This is a genomic window from Janthinobacterium aquaticum, assembly GCF_009208565.1.
Classification (GTDB): Bacteria; Pseudomonadota; Gammaproteobacteria; order Burkholderiales; family Burkholderiaceae_D; genus Janthinobacterium.
On sequence record NZ_WFLK01000002.1, the window covers coordinates 248,089 to 265,606 of the forward strand.

The following is a 17,518-nucleotide window of genomic DNA, read 5'->3' on the forward strand; positions in this document are numbered from 1 at the left end:
TTTGAAAGCGCTGCCTGCTGCCATCGTTTTAGCCATTGCCAGCGGTTCCGCTATGGCAGACCCAATGTACCCATCCGACTCCGAAGGCTTCCACGGCTACCTGCGCGCTGGCGCCGGCAGCAACACCTCCGGTGACGGCGGTTCGCAAGGCTGCTTCGGCCTGGGCGGCAACACCATGAAATACCGCCTCGGTAACGAGTGCGACGCCTACGCAGAATTCGGCTACACCAAGTCGGTCGCCAAAGTCGGCGACGTGAACTACCTGGCCACCGTGTGGGTCAATGCCTACGCACCGAACTCGGACTTCGGCGACAACAAACTGGGCATCGTCAAAGCCTACGTCGAAGCACAAGGCCTGGACTTCCTGAACGGCGGCACGGCCTGGATCGGTAAGCGTTTCTACTACCGTCCTGACATCCATATGCTGGACCTGCAGTACATCAACATGAACGGTACCGGTGCCGGTCTGGACCGCATTCCGATGGGCCCAGGCAAATTCTCGTACGCCTTCTTCAAGGACAACGACATCAACTCGCGCGATCCGGTCACCGGCGCGATCCTTGGCACCAAATCGGCCGTGCGCCAGAACTTTATCTGGGGCGACATTCCGGTCAACGCCAACGGCACGCTGGACCTGGCTGCCACCTACATCATCGGCGAAGGCAAAGATACCGATATCTACGGCCCGAAACATAACGGCTGGCAAGTATCGGCCTTCCATCGTCAAGGCAAGGTCTTTGGTGGCGGCAATACCTTCGGCGTGCAATACGGCGTTGGCCCTGGCATCGGCAAGGACGGCGGCGGCCAGATGGGCGCAGCAGGCGACACCGCATACGGTTCGGACCGCAAGCGTACCCGCGTGTTCAATGACATGGCGATCCAGCCAATGGAAAACTTCGGCATGGAATTCGTCGCCCTGTGGCAAAAAGACGAATCGAACGCCACCGGTTCGTCGACCTGGACTTCGATCGGTGCACGTCCTGTGTACGCTTTCACCAACAACTTCAAGCTCGTTGGTGAAATCGGCACCGACCGCGTGACGCAATCGGGTGGCCCGGCCAAGCGCCTGACCAAGCTGACCATTGCACCGACCATCTCGGCCGGTCCTGGCCTGTGGTCGCGTCCTGAACTGCGCGCCTTTGTGACCTACGGCAAATGGAACGATGCGGCAACCGCGTCGGTCAACGCGTCCAACAACGGCGGCCCGATCTACAACAACAATACCAGCGGCACGTCGTATGGTTTCCAGGTTGAAACCTGGTTCTGATGCAGTAATGCTGTAAGCTGACGCATCCTCGCGATGCGTTGGAAGGCGCCACGCCATGAACATGGGCCGTGGCGCCAGTTTGACATCGACTAAAGAGTGCCGAGACAGGCGCAATCTGAACTTTTCGGCACTTTCGCCGATGCCCCCTAAAAGCTTGATAAAAAAAGGAATGTGGAGATGAAATTGAAATTATCCAAACTGGCAGCACTGACCGCCATTGCTTTCGCTGGTAACGCTTTCGCCGCTGACGTGGAAGTGCTGCATTACTGGACTTCGGGCGGCGAAGCCAAGTCGGTAGGTCAGCTGCAACAGATGGTCAAGGAAGCCGGCTTTGGCTGGAAAGACTTTGCAGTGGCAGGCGGCGCCGGCGAAAACGCCACCACCGCGCTGAAAACCCGCGTCATTTCCGGCAATCCGCCGACGGCAGCCCAGATCAAGGGCCCATCGATCCAGGAATGGGGCGCAGAAGGCGTGCTGGCCAATATCGATGAAGCCGCCAAGGCAGGCAAATGGGATGCCGTGCTGCCGAAAGTGGTTGCTGACGGCATGAAATACAAAGGTCACTATGTTGCCGCACCAGTCAACGTGCACCGCGTGAACTGGATGTGGGTCAACCCTGAAGTACTGAAAAAAGCCGGCGTGACCACCACCCCGACCACCTGGCCAGCGTTCTTCGAAGCCGCAGACAAGATCAAGAAATCGGGCGCCATCGTGATCGCCCATGGCGGCCAGCCATGGCAGGACGCCACCGTGTTTGAATCGGTGGCGCTCGGCGTCGGCGGCGCTGACTTCTACAAGAAAGCCATCATCAAGCTGGACCAGAAAGAGCTGACCGGTCCGACCATGATCAAGGTGTTCGACACCCTGGGCAAGGTCAAGACCTACATCGACAAGGATGCAGCTGGCCGTGACTGGAATCTGGCAACGGCGATGGTCATCAACAACAAGGCAGCGTTCCAGTTCATGGGTGACTGGGCCAAAGGCGAATTTACCGCCGCTGGCAAAGTACCGGGCAAGGACTACCTGTGCGTGGCCGCGCCAGGCAGCGAAAAAGCCTACACCTACAACATCGACTCGTTTGCGATGTTCACGCAAAAAGATGCCAACGCCAAGAAAGGCCAGCTGGCCCTGGCAACGGCCATCATGGATCCGAAGTTCCAGTCGATCTTCAACCTGAACAAGGGTTCGATTCCAGTGCGTTCGGGCGTGTCGAAAGACAAGTTTGACGCTTGCGCACTGAAGTCGATGGAAGACATGGATGCATCGAGCAAAAACGGCGGCCTGGTGCCATCGTTCGCGCACGGCATGGCAGTGCCTTCGGCCACGCAAGGCGCGCTCACCGACGTGATCGCCAAGTTCATGAACACCAACATGAGCTCGAAAGACGCTGTTGCCGAACTGGCCAAAGCCGCCAAAGTGAAGTAATCACCGAAGCGCCGGCTCCCCGCCGGCGCTGCATGCACCGCATGCAAAGCATGTAACGCAGGCCCCCTCCGGCATCAGCCCGGACGGGCGCCATACGCAGTTCTACTTCTACGGCTGTCCTATGTCCATAAGCAAGCATTTTGACCGATGGATACCACAACTGGTACTGGGGCCCACGCTCCTGGCCAGCCTGGTATTCGTCTATGGTTTCATTTTCCTGACCGGTTATCTGTCGATGACCGAATCGCGCATGATGCCGAACTTCGAGTTCGCCGGCCTGACGCAATACCATACCTTGTTCGAGAACGAACGCTGGTGGACTTCGCTGACCAATCTTGGCATCTTCGGCGTCCTGTTTATCGGCCTGTCGATTGCCATCGGCCTGTTCCTGGCCATTTTGCTCGACCAGAAAATCCGCGGCGAAGGCTTTCTTCGCGCAATCTACCTGTATCCGATGGCGCTGTCGTTCATCGTCACAGGCACTGCCTGGAAATGGATGCTCAATCCGAGCCTGGGCCTGGAAAAGGTCATGCACGACCTGGGCTGGACGTCGTTTACGTTCGACTGGCTGGTCAACTCCGACATGTCGATCTATACGGTGGTGATCGCCGGTGTCTGGCAGTCGTCGGGCTTCGTGATGGCGCTGTTCCTCGCTGGCCTGCGCGGCATCGATGACGAAGTCATCAAGGCAGCACAGATCGACGGCGCGTCCTTGCCAACGATTTACTGGAAAATCATTATTCCGGCCATGCGTCCGGTGTTTTTCAGCGTGATATTGATCCTGTCGCATATCGCCATCAAGAGTTTCGACCTGGTGATCGCACTGACCTCGGGCGGCCCCGGCAACTCCTCGGACGTGCCGGCCATCTTCATGTACCAGTTCTCGTTTACCCGCGGCCAGCTCGGCCTCGGTTCGGCGTCGGCCATGATGATGCTGGCGACCATCGTGGCGGTACTGGTGCCGCTGATGTACCTGGAAACACGCAGCGCAAAGGCAATGAGATGACACCGACACGCAATAATCGCCTCACCCTCGGACGGGTGGTCCTGTACCTGCTGCTGGTGCTGTTCGCGCTGTACTACATCGTGCCGCTGTACGTAACCTTGTCGACGTCGTTCAAGTCGCTCGATGAAATCCGCAGCGGCAACCTGCTGGCGCTGCCGCACGTATGGCAGTTCGAATCGTGGGGCAAGGCCTGGTCTTCGGCCTGTACCGGCGTGACCTGCAACGGCCTGCAGCCGTTCTTCTGGAACTCGATCGAGATGGTCGTGCCGGCCGTGCTGATCTCGACCTTTATCGGCGCCTTCAACGGCTACGTGTTTGCGCACTGGCGCTTCCGCGGTTCGGAAATCCTGTTTGCGGCCCTGTTGGTCGGCTGCTTCATTCCGTTCCAGGTCGTGCTGCTGCCGATGGCGCGTCTGCTCGGTGAATTCGGCCTGGCCAATACCACCACCGGCCTGGTGTTCGTGCACGTGGTCTATGGCACGGCGTTTACCACGCTGTTCTTCCGTAACTACTACACCAGCGTGCCGGAAGAGCTGATCAAGGCAGCGCGCATCGATGGTGCAGGCTTCTTCCTGATCTTCCGCAAGGTGGTGCTGCCGATTTCGGGCCCGATTTTCGTGGTCTGCATCATCTGGCAGTTCACCCAGATCTGGAACGACTTCCTGTTCGGCATCGTGTTTGCCGCCGGCGAGTCGCAGCCGATCACGGTCGGCCTGAACAACCTGGTCAACACCTCCACCGGTGTCAAGGAATACAACGTCAACATGGCCGCGGCAGTCATTGCCGCGCTGCCGACCCTGCTGGTCTATCTGGTCGCAGGCCGTTATTTTGTGCGCGGCCTGACCGCAGGCGCAGTCAAAGGTTAAGGAAAAACATGTCTAGCTTATCGATACGCAATATCTGCAAGGTCTATCCGAACGGCGCCGAAGTCCTGAAGGGCATCGACATTGAAATCAAGGATGGCCAGTTCCTGATCCTGGTGGGCGGCTCCGGTTCCGGCAAGTCGACCCTGCTCAATATGGTGGCCGGCCTGGAAAGCGTCACCTCGGGCGAGATCCTGATCGACGGCAAGGTGGTCAACGACCTGCCGCCGAAGGACCGCGACATCGCCATGGTGTTCCAGTCGTATGCGCTGTATCCGTCGATGACGGTGCGCGAAAACATCGCCTTCGGCCTGAACGTCAAGAAAGTGCCGAAAGCCGAGCAGCAGGAAATCGTTGCACGGGTGGCCGAAACGCTGCAGATCACGCACCTGCTGGACCGCCGTCCGGCGCAATTGTCCGGCGGCCAGCGCCAGCGCGTGGCCATGGGCCGCGCCATCTCGCGCAAGCCGTCGCTGTTCCTGTTCGATGAACCGCTGTCGAACCTGGACGCCAAGCTGCGCGTGGAAATGCGCGCCGAGATCAAGCTGCTGCATCAGCGCCTGAAGGCCACCATCGTCTACGTCACCCACGACCAGATCGAAGCGATGACCATGGGCGACCTGATCGCCGTGATGAAGGACGGCGTGGTGCAGCAACTGGGCACGCCGCAGGACATCTATGACAATCCGGCCAACCTGTTCGTGGCCGGCTTTATCGGCTCGCCGTCGATGAACTTCATCACCGTCAAGCCTGTCATCGAAGGCAATGAGGTGTTTGCGGCAATCGAGAATGGTGGCAACAGCATGCGCCTGGCGCTGCCGTTCGCAGCCGACAAGCTGCGCAGCCATGTCGGGCGCGAGGTGGTCCTGGGCGTGCGTCCGGAGCAGATTACCGACATCAGCAGCGCGCATGGCGACGTGGGCCAGGAGCTGGGCTGCCTGATCGACCTGGTCGAGCCGACCGGTCCCGACACGCTGCTGACGACCCGTCTGAACGGCGCAGCTGTGACCTGCCGTACGCATCCGAAGGAAGCCGTGCTGCCGGGCCAGACCATGCAGCTGTCGTTCAATCTGTCGAAAGCGGCAATGTTTGACCCTGCCAGCGGCGAGCGCATCGCCTGATTGCGCTGATCACGTAGCGACATGGCCCGGCTGCTGCACAGCGCCGGGCCTTTTTTATGGCTTTTCAATTAGCTATGTTCGCTGCCGAACACTCTTTTTTGCGGTGTTCGCCTAGAATAAGCTTACCAATAGCGGTCAGCGCACACTCCCTGAACAATGCAGTGACACTCGACATCTATCCCATCGATGCCTTATTGTTCCTTGAAGTTGACAACCTATGACTGATAAAACGCCTTTAGCCAACGAGCGCCCAGCGCGCAAGCCCACCACCCGCATGTCGACCGGCATCGAGGGTCTTGACGATATTCTGTGCGGCGGCCTGACCGCCCAGCGTGTGTATCTGGTTGAAGGCACGCCCGGCACCGGCAAGACCACGCTCGGGTTGCAGTTTTTGCTCGACGGCGTGGCGCGTGGCGAGCCGGGTCTTTATATCACGCTGTCGGAAACGGCCGATGAGCTCGACGCAGTCGCCGACAGTCATGGCTGGGATATCGGGGCGATTTCGGTATTCGAGCTGGCCAGCGACGGCACACTGGACCCCGATGCACAGCAGTCCGTGTTCCATTCTTCCGAGCTTGAACTCGGTGAAACCACCAGCAGCGTGATGGAAGAAGTGAACCGCCTCAAGCCGCTGCGCATCGTGTTCGACAGCCTGTCGGAGATGCGCCTGCTGGCGCAGGACCCGCTGCGCTATCGTCGCCAGATCCTGGCGCTGAAACAGTTTTTCTCGGCACGCGACTGCACCGTGCTGCTGCTCGACGACAAATCGAACGCGCCCGACCAGCAGCTGCACAGCATCGCCCATGGCGTGATCAGCCTGGAGCAGATGGCGCAGGAGTTTGGCAAGGAGCGTCGCCGCGTCAATATCATCAAGATGCGCGGCATCAAATTTCGCGGCGGTTTTCACGACTACACGCTCGACACCGGCGGCCTGCGATTCTTTCCGCGCCTGATTGCAGCCGAACATACCGGCAACTTCGCCGCCCATGTCAGTTCGACCGGATCGCCGGCATTTGATGCGCTGCTCGGCGGCGGGCTCGCTGCCGGCACCAATACCCTGATCGTCGGCCCGTCCGGCATCGGCAAGACGACCGCCTGCGCGCGCTGCATGCTGTCGGCGCTTGAACGCGGTGAAAAGGCCTCGTTCTACCTGTTCGACGAAGGGCTGGCGACATTTTTTGCGCGCGCCGCTTCGCTGCAGATGGACCTGCAGCCATATGTGGCGAACGGACAGCTCAACGTCCAGCATATCGATCCGGCCGAACTGGCGCCGGGTCAGTTTGCCCAGATGCTGCGCGACGGTGTCGAGCTCGAGGGCGTGCGTTTTATCGTCATCGACAGCCTGAACGCTTATCTGCAGGCGATGCCCGGTGAGCGCTACCTGACCTTGCAGATGCACGAACTGCTGGCCTACCTGAACCAGAAAGGCGTGACCACCATGCTGGTGCTGGCACAGCACGGCCTGGTCGGCGAGGTGCGCACCGATGTCGACCTCAGCTACCTGAGCGACAGCACCGTGCTGCTGCGCTTTTTCGAATCGAACGGCAAACTGCGCCGCGCCATTACCGTGATCAAGAGCCGCACCAGAAACCATGCCTCGACCATCCATGAGCTGCAACTGGGCGCTGGCGGCATTGTGATCGGTGCGGCACTCGAAGGTTTTGAAGGTGTATTGACAGGGCTGCCAACGTATCGCGGCGCCACCCCGATGATGGTGGCAGTTGGCGATGATGAACAGTAGCAGCGCGCACGACGAACGCATGCTGATCCTGGCACCGCATGGCCGCGATGCCGAAGTGATCCATCAGGTACTGGCGCGCAACGGCTTTGCGGGCACGATCCTGGCTGGTTTTGAAGACATGACAGGCGAACTTGACGCCGGTGCCGGCGCCTGTGTGATTGCCGAGGAGGCGCTGCAGAACCCGGGCGTGCTGCAGTTGCTGGCATGGCTGCGCGCGCAGCAGCCATGGTCCGATTTTCCCTTTGTCGTATTGATTTCAAAACGCCATGGCGCCGGCGCGCGCGCCGCGCGCAGCACCTTCGACCAGCTGGGCAATGTGGTGCTGCTGGAGCGTCCCTTGAATGCAGAAACCCTGTGCAGCGCGGCAGCCGCTGCGCTGCGTGGCCGCCGGCGCCAGTACCAGGCGCGCGATTTCCTGGCCGAGCGCGTTGCCGCGTCCGAAACCCTGCGCCAGAGCCAGGCGCAGTTGCTGCAGCTGAACCAGACGCTCGAATCGCGCATCGAGCAGCGCACGCGCGCGCTGGCGCAGGCCAACGACCGGCTGATGAACGAGGTGCTCGAGCGCGAGCGCGTGCAGCAGGCGCTGGTGCAGCTGCAGAAAATGGAAGCGATCGGGCGCCTGACGGGCGGCATTGCGCATGACTTCAACAACCTGCTCAATGTGATCCAGGGCAGCATGGATCTGATCCTGTACCTGTCCAAAGATGAGAATGCCAGGCGCAAGGCCGAGGTGGCGCGCCGCGCCTGCGAGCGCGGCGGCAAGCTGACCAGCCAGCTGCTGGCGTTTTCACGCAACCAGCGGCTCGACCTGCGAGCGCTCGACGTGTCCAGCCTGTTTGACGGGGTCCGGGAACTGATGGTCAGCTCGCTCGGTTCGGGCATTATCTTGGAGTTTGAACTGGACGACCAGGTCGCCCAGTCCTGCCAGGTGATGGCCGACCGTAACCAGATGGAAATGGCGCTGCTTAACCTGGCCATCAACGCACGCGACGCCATGCCGGACGGCGGTACGCTGCGCGTCAGTGCCCGTTGCGACGAAGCGCCCGAAGGTGTTCTACCAGCAGGCAGCTATGGGGTGATTGCCGTCACCGATACCGGACAGGGAATTGAAAAAGCACTGCTGGGCAAGGTGTTCGAGCCATTTTTTACCACCAAGGGCGTCGGTAAAGGCACCGGCCTGGGCCTGAGCCAGGTCTATGGGATGGCGCAGCAGTCTGGCGGAACGGCGCGCATCCTGAGCCAGCCCGGCACAGGCACGACGGTTGAAATCTGGCTCAAGCTGGCCGATCAGAACCAGGAGCCGTCCGCGCAGCCAGCAGCACCACTCGAAGCGGCCAGCGCAGGCGAGCATATTCTGGTGGTGGAAGACGACAACGCCGTCAGACAATTGATGGTCGAATCGCTGCAGGCACTGGGCTACCAGGTCAGCCAGGCCGCCAATGGCGAAGCAGGCTTGCAGCAATTGCGCGAGCAGCTACCGAGCCTGATGATTACCGATTACCTGATGCCTGGCATGACCGGTGCCGAACTGGTCAGCCTGGCCAATCGCGAATTTCCCGGCCTGCCGATGATTATCGCTACCGGCTACGCCGACATGGAAGCCATCGACCATGTTATCGGCAGCAACGCGGTCCTGCGCAAGCCATTCCAGCTGACCGACCTTGCGGGAGTGGTCAACCGTGCGCTCGAACAGCAACGCAGCCAGCACCTTGAGTGACACCATCTCGCCACAGGATCTGCTGGTGCCGAACCAGGCGGAGCGCCAACAGCTGTTTTACCTGCTCAGGAAAATCAGTTCGATCACCGCCTGGCGCCGTGCCCATGCCTACTACAAGGTCTGGGTCGACGTAACCAAGCGCAGCTTGCAGGAAGCGACCAAACAGGGCTGGGCGCTGACCACATCGCTGCCCGCATCGGAGCTCCAGTACGTCAGCGGGGGGCTGGCCGAGTTCGACAAGGCCCTGGCGATCATGGAAAAGGATAATTTCAAGCAGTTCGATACGCCGCCTTTTCTTGAACTGTCCGAGGCGCGCAGGCGCCTGGGCATCCAGTTGAGCGTGCTGGGGCGCATCGACGATGGCGAAAACGGCATCAACGAGGCGCACACGCCATTGTGGCAGGAGTATTGCGAGGCCATGTCGGACGCCCATGACGTGTGGCAGGAGTGCTCGATTCATCTTGCCCAACGTGGCTATTTTCCTGGTGGCCTCTGGTATTACAACCTGGCGCTGCGCCGCGACCTGCCTGTTTCGCCCGCGCCTTCAATATTGCCGGCGGTGCCCGACCCGCAGGTCAACCGCTTTGCACGGCCCGACCGCATCGTGCCCTGCGCTGGCATCTGGGAACCGGTTGCTGCACCGGCCAGTTCATTGATCGACCGTTTTACCGGTGCCTGGAAGCCGGCTGCGCCGTTCGTCGTCGTAGGCCCCATGTGCTACTTCAACAACCGTTCTTTCGCGCCTGCCATCAGCCTGGAACGCGACAGCGACAGTGCCCATCCTGCTGAAAAGCTGCACATGGCCTGGCGCCTGTTGTGGCAAGAGGATCGCTACCGCGATGGCGTGGTGCCGGAAGAGGAGGCGCACTATGAATTTATCGATCCGCGCCATTCGCACCCTGAAAGTTCGGCAACGGCAGGCGACGGGGGGCCGGCCTGGGCCTGGAGCGGTGCTGCCGCCCCCGCCAGCGGGCGCTGGCTGCTTGAGGCCGAAGGCAGCTACACCAAGATACGCAAAAAAGGCCAGCGCATGCCTTTTGCGCTGGGCGGCCTCTCGGTGCGCTGGGTGCTGATGCGTCAGGACGACTGAACAACATCACGACTGAATAATAGCAGGCATGGCCCCGGCGCTATGCCGCCTATTTGCCCAGCGATTTCTTGTAGGCGATCGAGTACGTCAGCTTGCCGGTCGGCTTGACCAGGTCGTCCAGCGCTGCCTGGTCGAACACGCCGGTCCAGCCCAGCGTCTGCGCCGTGACGCCGCCGCTGACGACATCGGTCGCCTTTAGCGCCGCCATCGCCTGCGAAGCGGTTTTGATGGTGGCCAGATAGCTGCTCACATCGGTGGTGTCGACCTTGGCCAGGTCGATTGAGCCCTGCTTGCGCAGCCAGTCGGCCCAGTAGAATTCGAGAAATTCGGTGGCCGTCGACGGCACCACATAGCCGGCGTCGCGCGTGAAGTAGACCAGTGCGCGGTAAGGATCGTTGCCAAGCGACTTCAGGCCGATCGAGGCGGGCAACTGGCTGGTGGCAATAGCCTTGTTGGCGCCGTCTTTCAGCCAGACCTTGTTGGCCTTTTTCATCTGCGCCCAGAAATCGTATTCATTGAGGTTGCTGAAATTGTCAGTCACCTTGACCCACACTTTGAGCTGGTGGTTCTGGCCCCTGTCGGCATCCCAGAAGGCGCTGAAAGTATGGTGGCCATCGGTCAGGTACAGCGTGCCGTTCGGGCCGATCACCACCGTTTTCATGTCGCCGGCCTTGGTGCCTACGGGCGACTTGCATTCAAACGTTTTCGGCGGATTGCTCAAAATCGCACCGTCGATATTGGCGCTCTTGCTGACCACGTCGTCCTGGCCGTTCGCCTCGCACAGTTCGGCAAATTTCTTCGGCTTGTTGGTCTTGGCCATGATCAGGTCTTCGGCGCTGTAGCGGCCCAGCTTGTAGTACACCTGGTCGTAGCCGATGGCCGGCTGGGTCGGATGCAGTTCGTCGAGTGACACTTGCAGGAACTTCGGCGTGGCGTCGGTGCCGGCTACCGTCGCCATCAGTTCCTGCTGGCGCGCGCTTGGCACCGGCGCCGTTTCCAGCACGGTCTTGCCGGTGGCGATGAGGGCTGCGCCGCCCACGCTTTGCGCCACGATGTTGCCGCTGGCGTTGACGAGGTCGATATCGGTGCCGCTTTGTTTGACTTGGATATTGTCGAGCAGTACGTCAGCCGGATCCTTGCTGTCAGGCGTCAGGGGACCGTTGATGAAGTCGTAGTTGGCCGCCAGGCCCAGTGTTTTCAGCGGGGCCGCCAGCGCCGTGGCCAGCTGGGTTTGCGCTGCCTGTAGCTTGGCCGCATCGATGGCAGCCAGGCTGGCCGCCGTGGCGCTGGCCGGCGCAGCGCCCAGCAGTTGGGTGGCGATCAGCGAAGTGAGCGGGGTCAGGTTGACCGATTTTTCCTGCAGGGTGACGGCGTACAGCGGCGTGCCGCTGGCGGTGCTGCCGACGATCAGGAACGGCGCCTTGGCTCCGGCCGTCATGGCGATATTGACCTTGCCGTCGGCAGCGGTGGCGCTGAAGCCGACTTTTTCCTTGTTGGCGTCATACACGGTCACGACGGTGCCCGCAACGGCCTTGCCGGTAGCCGCCACCACGCTGATGATGCGCGCCGACGCCACCGGCTCGCTGGCGTTGTCGTGGTTGTCGCTGCCGCCGCAGGCAGCCAGGCTGGTACCTAGCATCAGGGCCAGCGAAATCGACAGGGTGGTGCGAATACAGTGGCTTGCGAAGGCGCGTTGAGGCTGTTGCATGGTTTTCCCGTGGTGTCTTGTAAAAAGTGCGGACATGCTAACGGGGAAATATGTCAACTTGATGACCTGTCGGGGCGGTGCAACATCGCACCATTTCCTCGAATGCTGCAACGGCGCGGCTGCGCGCGCGCCGGCCAGCGCCAGTATTTCTTCGGCGCCAGGATGCCGGCGGTGCGCTGGATGACGTCGCCGACCAGGCGAGCAGCCTGGCCAGTTCGGGGCGGGCCGCTTGCGCCGGGGTGCTGATACTTGTTACCTTATTTGCAGGCGCGGGCCCACGGGGCGCCGCCGTTGCATGGGCCCATCGGGCCGCAGGCGACGGGGCCTTCCATGCCGGAGGCGCACATGGGGGCGGGTGCCATGGCGCTGGCATTGACTGCGCCCCAGCAGCCGCATTGCCCCAGCATGAAACCTGGCGGGAATTTCTGACTGGCGCTCGCTTGCGTGATCATGCTATTCGCATGGTTGCCATTACCGGCGTCATTCAACGCCGCGTTGGCTTCTTCGCCACGCCGGTAGGCCGGCGACTCGACGGGGCCACCGTCAGAGGAGTCGTTGACCCAGGTCCGCGCAAAATCGGCGACGCCCCAGTCTCGATACTGCTGGATATGGACCATTTCATGCGCCCACAAGGCCGGATCATTGGCTGCGGCAGCGTCGCGAAACACCACGGCGTTGAGCAGGGCAATGGCCCGCGTATTGTGATTGAACCGCATCTGTGCTGCCTGCAGCGTCTGATTCAATGGCCCCCAGTTGCTGGTCCAGCGTACGGAATCGATCAGCTCCGGCGTGTGCCAGCGCAGCAGGAACGGCTTGATGTGCTCGGGGATCGGGCGGCCATTGTTGGCAATAACGGCGTTACGCCCGGCAATGATTGCAGCGATAACGGGGGCATAGGCAATTTTTCCCGGGTCGCTGGCCATTTCAAAAAGCTGATCAGGATGCTTGATCGAAAATTCAACCACATCGCCAAGCTGTGGTATGCCGGTAGGATTGTAGGTGCCCAGCGGGTTGATGGCGGCGCCGATGGGGTCTTTCTTGACCCGCTCGGTCAGCACGCCGGGATCGGGAAGGTTAGGGCCGACTATGCATCCGCTTTTTGGCACGCAGGCGCAGGCGCCAAAGATACAGACTTCGTACTGGCATTCGGGACACGCCAGCGCAACCGGCGAGATGGTGCCGAACAGCAGTCCGGCGACCAGATGCAAGCCCAACAAAAAACGGTTCAGACGTTTCATTATCGCCTCGCGGAACAGGATGAATTGATCACGGCGGTGAGGCCGGTACCATTTCAAACTAGACGACGTTGGCGCAAGCGTCAGGCTTTCGGCCCTGCCACTGACACAGCTTAAGGCGACGCATGGTTGTTCTGCGTGCCTTGTTATTATGTGCTTGGCAAGGCATCGTCAAACACAAGCCGACCTGGCCGGCGCAATGTCGAGGCAGCCGTTGCGCTTGGGGCTGCCAGCGCAGCCGTGCTGAAGCGCTGTCAGTCCCTGGCCTCGACCCACACCAGATTCCACAAGTGGCCGTCCAAGTCTTCAAAGCCCTGGTCGTACATGAAACCGTGGTCTTCCGGCGGATGCGCAATGCGCGCGCCGCCGGCAGCAGCCCTGGCGATCAGGCTGTCGACTTCCTCGCGGCTGTCGCAGCTCAGGCAGATCACGACTTCGTTTGCTTGCCTGGCATTGACCACCGGTTTGTTGATCAGCGACTGGAAAAAGGTCTCGCTCGACAGCATCACGTGCATGCCGTCGACGATATCCATGAAGGCAGCCTGTTCGTTGCTGAACCGGGGATTGGGTCGAAAACCCAGGGCGGCAAAGAAAGCCCTGGATTTTTCCACGTCCTGGACGGGCAGGTTGAAGATGATGTTCTGTTTCATGGCGTCTCCTGGTGATGGTGTGGGGGGGGCGTTCAGGATAAATTGAGCCCCTGAATCAGTCATCAGGCGCCCGGCAGGCTGATACATACCACTACAATTGATGGCTCATGCAAAACTGGCAAAGCGACTGCTTTGCCAGTGTAACCATGCTGAGCCACTACCTTAGCTGTTCCCTATCTATGAGGGACAGGCTCGGCATAGATACGCACCCGTCCAATTGAAATCTCGATGCCTTCCGGCAGCTTGTTATGCGGACGTATCGCTATCTGGAAATGGGCATTGTCCAGTAACGCTTCTTGCTCGAACCGTTCCGCTTTGGTGGCGATATCGAGGTAGCTCGTCATCCCGGCGCGTTGCCCGCCAGCACCAGCCAGGCTGGCCATTCTTAGCCCAAACAGGGCAACGCTCCCCAGGAACTCCTCGTTGCCAGCCTTTCCGTGTGCATAAGCCGAGGAGAGCAGCAACACGCGCAGCACTGCTGCATCGAAAGTTCCCCGTATGCCCTCAAGCGCAATATAGAGACGTACCGTCCCGGCGACAGCGCTGCTCAACATGCGCCTGGCCATCTCTGCATCGGCAATGTGCAAGCGCAGTTCGACTCCGCTGGCGCCAACGGTTGTTGTGTCGTTGCAGTATGCGACCAGCGTCATCGTTGATGTTGGCTCTGGCGTGTCGCTTTTCAGGTTCATATCGGTCGATGCACGAGGCAGCTTTGTGGTCAGTGGGAGCGCCTGGCAGGTGACGAACTGGACCTGTGGCGATATACCTGAAAACCGTGGCGAAGGCGCTGGCACGCGGCTTGAAATCCCCGCAGTTTCCACGCAGGATAGGCGGGCGCGTCCATGCGTTCGCAATACATGAGCAGAGACACCGCAATCATGCCAGCAAGATGCCACTGCACCAGCGAATCGGCAAACAGCATCAGCGCCCAGCATGATCCGAGACACCACATGCCGTGTTCCAGACCAAAGCGCAGCGCATCGATGTCCGCAGCGCGCCCAAAGGCGGCCAGCGGGCGGTGCGAATGGCATGCATTCAGGCATTTCTGCTTGAAGGGCGAAGCCTGCCAGACACACGCGATCAAGGCAAAAGCGCCGGCCTGGACCGATACCTCCCTGACGCTTCTGCTCACCATCAATTCAAGCACCTTGATGGCGTAGCCGCCAAGCAACCAAATCGCCAGGTATCCCGCCAGGAAGATCAGGGTGCTACGCCATTGCCTGTCACTGAACGAGCTGATACGAATATGCAGGATGGGCTGGAGATTCAATGGGGTCATCATGGCAACGACCATCAACAGCCAGCCCGTGCCTGCCGACAGTATCCAGTCTGCCTTTGAGCCAGCAATCCAGCCTGAGCCACACATGATGGCTACCGGCTCGGGCCCAGCCCAGAGAGAAGGCGCGAAGATGACAAGCAACGCCACGCCGCTCACAGCGAAAAGATACCGCTGTATCCTGTTGGCTACGTTTTTATTGTAGAACATCAGCGCGGCGGCTTAAATCGGCTGCCGATAAATGCTCACGCGTCCCACCTCGATCGGGCTTGGTTGCGCCGCCCCGCTTGCCGTTTCGACATTGACCCTGATCGTCTCGGCAGACAACCTGTTCTCAATAAACAAGGTATCGACAAAGCGCGATATGTCGAGAATGAAGGTCAGGCCAGCGCCGACATGCGCACCATCCTTGACGCTTGCACGACGCAGCCCAAACAGGCCGACGCTGCCAACGAACTGCGAGCGCCGGGTATCCTGGTCTGCTTGTGGCGGCAGGTCGACATAGACGCGCAGCACCGTGGCATCCTGGGTTCCACGCACGTTTTCCAGTTTCAGATATAACTGGTCCGGCAGTGCATTGACCGAGGCAAATTGCAGGCTTTTCAGCATACTCTTTTGCACGACCGGATGGAGCGTCACGTCAACCGAAGCGGATCCGGCTTTCGAGATTTCAAGCGGGCCAAAGTTGGCTCCCAACAGCTCGGCTGCCCTGGGTTGCGGCATGATGTTGTGCACCTGTGCCAGGCCATCGGTGACGCTGAACGCATTGAGGGTCTGCAGACGCTTGACCAGCGGATTGCCGGCGGCTTTCTGCGGCACTGTGGCCTCCTGATACACGTAGTTCAGGCTGGAAATGCTTTGCACTTCTTCTGGCGTGTAGACCCAAGGCTCGCTGCCAGGCATGGGCATCACGAATTGCTGCGCTGGTCCGCTGAGCCATTCAGGATTGTCTGGATTGACGTTGCCGGCATCGTTCCAGCCTGCCCACATGCGATCAATATTGCAGTGGTGCAGATAGAAGATCGGATCAAGCGCCGCCGTACCGGGATCGGCCATCACGCCATAATCCGGACTGCTGACATTTCCGCCAACGTAGACATGTACCAGGTCATGCGGATTGCTTTCCAGATTGCCGTGCGGTGTATCGCCGGGATGCGAAAAGCCGGTATCCGGTCCACCGAAGCCAGGCAGTGGCGTGGCGGCATTCGATCCGGTATACAAATCTTCTTGCAGGCAGATATCGGTCACGTCGCTGTACTGGTGTTTGGGCGTGTCTGGATGGTGCGCAACCCAGTCGGGCGTGGGAATATAGATCGTGCCATTGTCGTCAGGGCCAAAACGCATCGTTACATACAGTGCATTAGGCGTTCCATCGGGGAGGGTTTTCTCGCTGAATGCCGGCGGCATCGCCGCCTGGGCGCCTTGCACCCCGCCGAAATAGTTCCAGTACGGCAGCGCCCAACTTTCCGGTCCGCCGAGGCTGACGATATCCACGCGCAGCTGGGCTTCCAGTGCAAAAAGGTAACCGCGATGCCACGGCAAGAAATACCAGGTACCGTGCTGGCACTGGTTCCAGAACTTGTCCTGGGTTAGCTGGCTTGGCAAAGGCGAGGTGGGCACAGCAGGTTCGCCGCTGACAAACCCCCACGCAGGATAGGCTGGCGGCGATGGATACCAGGCAGTTGCGGGGTTGACGTATTCACCATGGATGGCCGCGAAAAACCACCAGCTGGCCGGGTCATTGAGCTCCCGCGTCATCATCTTTGCAACACCCCTGGCGTACCACAGAAGGTCGGCATTATCGAAGGTGCCGCCTTCGCTCCAGGCATTGGCGCGTGTCAAGTCAGTCATCGTCGTATCGCTTTCAGTCGAAGTATTTCGTCGGGATGTATCATCACAAAACTGTGCCAGGAGGAAAACAGATCCATTACTGCTCTGTTTCTGACCGCGTTTATTGCGGGATCATTTCCGAATAGCCATGACTTGCTGCCTTGTGTAGGACTAATCTTACGAAATAACGATAGCATTGATACTATTCAATTGTAACGATTGCAATTTTTCCAGTTCATCAGCTTTGCCTTATCAAGCCCACTCAAATGCCCGGCATTTCAATGGAAGTGAATGGAAGTCTTCTGTCCTTTGGTTTCGCACCTCACCCGTCATTGACTGGTGAAGAGTAATCCCGCTTGACGCTGTTGTATGGAACGCAATCTGCGCGCAAACGTCAGGTGTTTCTCCTGGTTTGAAAGGATAAGCAGTGCCCGAGGCTATCCGCATGCTTGCCTGTTGCCCTGTGTTGAAAACAAACTGCAAGTCCTTCAGCCTTTTTGCCCGGTGTGGTGACCGGCAGGGAAGGCGAAGCGCAGTGCTGCCAGTGCAATGGCGAACGCAATCAGCGCCAGCGTGGCAACCACGGGCG

General features: G+C 60.0%; 14 protein-coding genes. 8 read left to right on the forward strand and 6 right to left on the reverse strand.

Annotated elements, in window-relative coordinates; all coding sequences use genetic code 11:
- The first annotated feature begins 64 nt into the window (after nucleotides 1–64).
- The 8 genes from GCM43_RS03995 (at nucleotide 65) to GCM43_RS04030 (ending at nucleotide 10,230) form a co-directional block, all read left to right on the forward strand.
- Nucleotides 65–1,267, forward strand: coding sequence for a maltoporin (locus GCM43_RS03995; protein ID WP_226929309.1), 1,203 nt, complete (start codon nucleotides 65–67; stop codon nucleotides 1,265–1,267).
- A gap of 177 nt (nucleotides 1,268–1,444) precedes the next feature.
- Nucleotides 1,445–2,692 carry an ABC transporter substrate-binding protein gene (locus tag GCM43_RS04000; RefSeq protein WP_152242223.1) on the forward strand — a complete coding sequence of 416 codons (1,248 nt, stop codon included), beginning with the start codon at nucleotides 1,445–1,447 and terminating at the stop codon, nucleotides 2,690–2,692.
- A 121-nt stretch (nucleotides 2,693–2,813) separates the two neighbouring features.
- Entirely contained in the window at nucleotides 2,814–3,698 is an 885-nt protein-coding gene (locus GCM43_RS04005; protein WP_152242224.1) for a carbohydrate ABC transporter permease, read from the forward strand.
- Nucleotides 3,695–4,564, forward strand: a complete 870-nt coding sequence (locus GCM43_RS04010; RefSeq protein WP_152242225.1) for a carbohydrate ABC transporter permease — start codon at nucleotides 3,695–3,697, stop codon at nucleotides 4,562–4,564. Before GCM43_RS04005 ends, GCM43_RS04010 begins: the two co-directional genes overlap by 4 nt.
- 8 nt (nucleotides 4,565–4,572) lie before the next feature.
- Nucleotides 4,573–5,682 (forward strand): ABC transporter ATP-binding protein, encoded by a 1,110-nt coding sequence (locus GCM43_RS04015; protein ID WP_152242226.1) that lies wholly within the window; start codon nucleotides 4,573–4,575, stop codon nucleotides 5,680–5,682.
- 217 nt (nucleotides 5,683–5,899) lie between these two features.
- On the forward strand, nucleotides 5,900–7,423 hold the full coding sequence (locus GCM43_RS04020) for an ATPase domain-containing protein (RefSeq protein WP_152242227.1): 1,524 nt from the start codon (nucleotides 5,900–5,902) through the stop codon (nucleotides 7,421–7,423).
- Nucleotides 7,413–9,140: a response regulator gene (locus GCM43_RS04025; RefSeq protein ID WP_152242519.1), complete on the forward strand. Its 1,728-nt coding sequence runs from the start codon at nucleotides 7,413–7,415 to the stop codon at nucleotides 9,138–9,140. Before GCM43_RS04020 ends, GCM43_RS04025 begins: the two co-directional genes overlap by 11 nt.
- Nucleotides 9,103–10,230, forward strand: a complete 1,128-nt coding sequence (locus GCM43_RS04030; RefSeq protein WP_193315530.1) for an Imm71 family immunity protein — start codon at nucleotides 9,103–9,105, stop codon at nucleotides 10,228–10,230. The genes GCM43_RS04025 and GCM43_RS04030 overlap by 38 nt, the downstream gene beginning before the upstream one ends.
- Before the next feature lie 49 nt (nucleotides 10,231–10,279).
- Here GCM43_RS04030 and GCM43_RS04035 read toward each other — a convergent pair whose 3' ends face one another.
- The 6 genes from GCM43_RS04035 to GCM43_RS04060 all read right to left on the reverse strand — a co-directional run bounded on the left by GCM43_RS04035 (nucleotide 10,280) and on the right by GCM43_RS04060 (nucleotide 16,950).
- On the reverse strand, nucleotides 10,280–11,938 hold the full coding sequence (locus GCM43_RS04035; RefSeq protein ID WP_152242229.1) for a ParB/Srx family N-terminal domain-containing protein: 1,659 nt from the start codon (nucleotides 11,936–11,938) through the stop codon (nucleotides 10,280–10,282).
- 257 nt (nucleotides 11,939–12,195) lie between these two features.
- On the reverse strand, nucleotides 12,196–13,176 hold the full coding sequence (locus GCM43_RS04040) for an eCIS core domain-containing protein (protein ID WP_152242230.1): 981 nt from the start codon (nucleotides 13,174–13,176) through the stop codon (nucleotides 12,196–12,198).
- A gap of 251 nt (nucleotides 13,177–13,427) precedes the next feature.
- Nucleotides 13,428–13,823, reverse strand: a complete 396-nt coding sequence (locus tag GCM43_RS04045) for a VOC family protein (RefSeq protein WP_152242231.1) — start codon at nucleotides 13,821–13,823, stop codon at nucleotides 13,428–13,430.
- 173 nt (nucleotides 13,824–13,996) lie between these two features.
- Nucleotides 13,997–14,512, reverse strand: a complete 516-nt coding sequence (locus GCM43_RS04050) for a DUF7868 domain-containing protein (protein ID WP_152242232.1) — start codon at nucleotides 14,510–14,512, stop codon at nucleotides 13,997–13,999.
- Nucleotides 14,513–14,541: 29 nt separating this feature from the next.
- The gene (locus tag GCM43_RS04055; protein ID WP_152242233.1) at nucleotides 14,542–15,309 is read right to left on the reverse strand and encodes a DUF2182 domain-containing protein; all 768 of its coding nucleotides are present in this window, start codon (nucleotides 15,307–15,309) and stop codon (nucleotides 14,542–14,544) included.
- 12 nt (nucleotides 15,310–15,321) lie between these two features.
- Complete coding sequence (locus tag GCM43_RS04060) at nucleotides 15,322–16,950, reverse strand: tyrosinase family protein (RefSeq protein WP_226929310.1); 1,629 nt, start codon at nucleotides 16,948–16,950, stop codon at nucleotides 15,322–15,324.
- Nucleotides 16,951–17,518 lie beyond the last annotated feature (568 nt).

Coding starts and splice junctions, on each gene's coding strand:
- GCM43_RS04045 (WP_152242231.1), bottom strand. CDS start 13,823: ATGAAACAGAACATCATCTTCAACCTGCCCGTCCAGGACGTGGAAAAA.
- GCM43_RS04050 (WP_152242232.1), bottom strand. CDS start 14,512: ATGAACCTGAAAAGCGACACGCCAGAGCCAACATCAACGATGACGCTG.
- GCM43_RS04055 (WP_152242233.1), bottom strand. CDS start 15,309: ATGTTCTACAATAAAAACGTAGCCAACAGGATACAGCGGTATCTTTTC.
- GCM43_RS03995 (WP_226929309.1), top strand. CDS start 65: ATGTACCCATCCGACTCCGAAGGCTTCCACGGCTACCTGCGCGCTGGC.
- GCM43_RS04015 (WP_152242226.1), top strand. CDS start 4,573: ATGTCTAGCTTATCGATACGCAATATCTGCAAGGTCTATCCGAACGGC.
- GCM43_RS04005 (WP_152242224.1), top strand. CDS start 2,814: ATGTCCATAAGCAAGCATTTTGACCGATGGATACCACAACTGGTACTG.
- GCM43_RS04010 (WP_152242225.1), top strand. CDS start 3,695: ATGACACCGACACGCAATAATCGCCTCACCCTCGGACGGGTGGTCCTG.
- GCM43_RS04060 (WP_226929310.1), bottom strand. CDS start 16,950: ATGACTGACTTGACACGCGCCAATGCCTGGAGCGAAGGCGGCACCTTC.
- GCM43_RS04040 (WP_152242230.1), bottom strand. CDS start 13,176: ATGAAACGTCTGAACCGTTTTTTGTTGGGCTTGCATCTGGTCGCCGGA.
- GCM43_RS04020 (WP_152242227.1), top strand. CDS start 5,900: ATGACTGATAAAACGCCTTTAGCCAACGAGCGCCCAGCGCGCAAGCCC.
- GCM43_RS04025 (WP_152242519.1), top strand. CDS start 7,413: ATGAACAGTAGCAGCGCGCACGACGAACGCATGCTGATCCTGGCACCG.
- GCM43_RS04035 (WP_152242229.1), bottom strand. CDS start 11,938: ATGCAACAGCCTCAACGCGCCTTCGCAAGCCACTGTATTCGCACCACC.
- GCM43_RS04000 (WP_152242223.1), top strand. CDS start 1,445: ATGAAATTGAAATTATCCAAACTGGCAGCACTGACCGCCATTGCTTTC.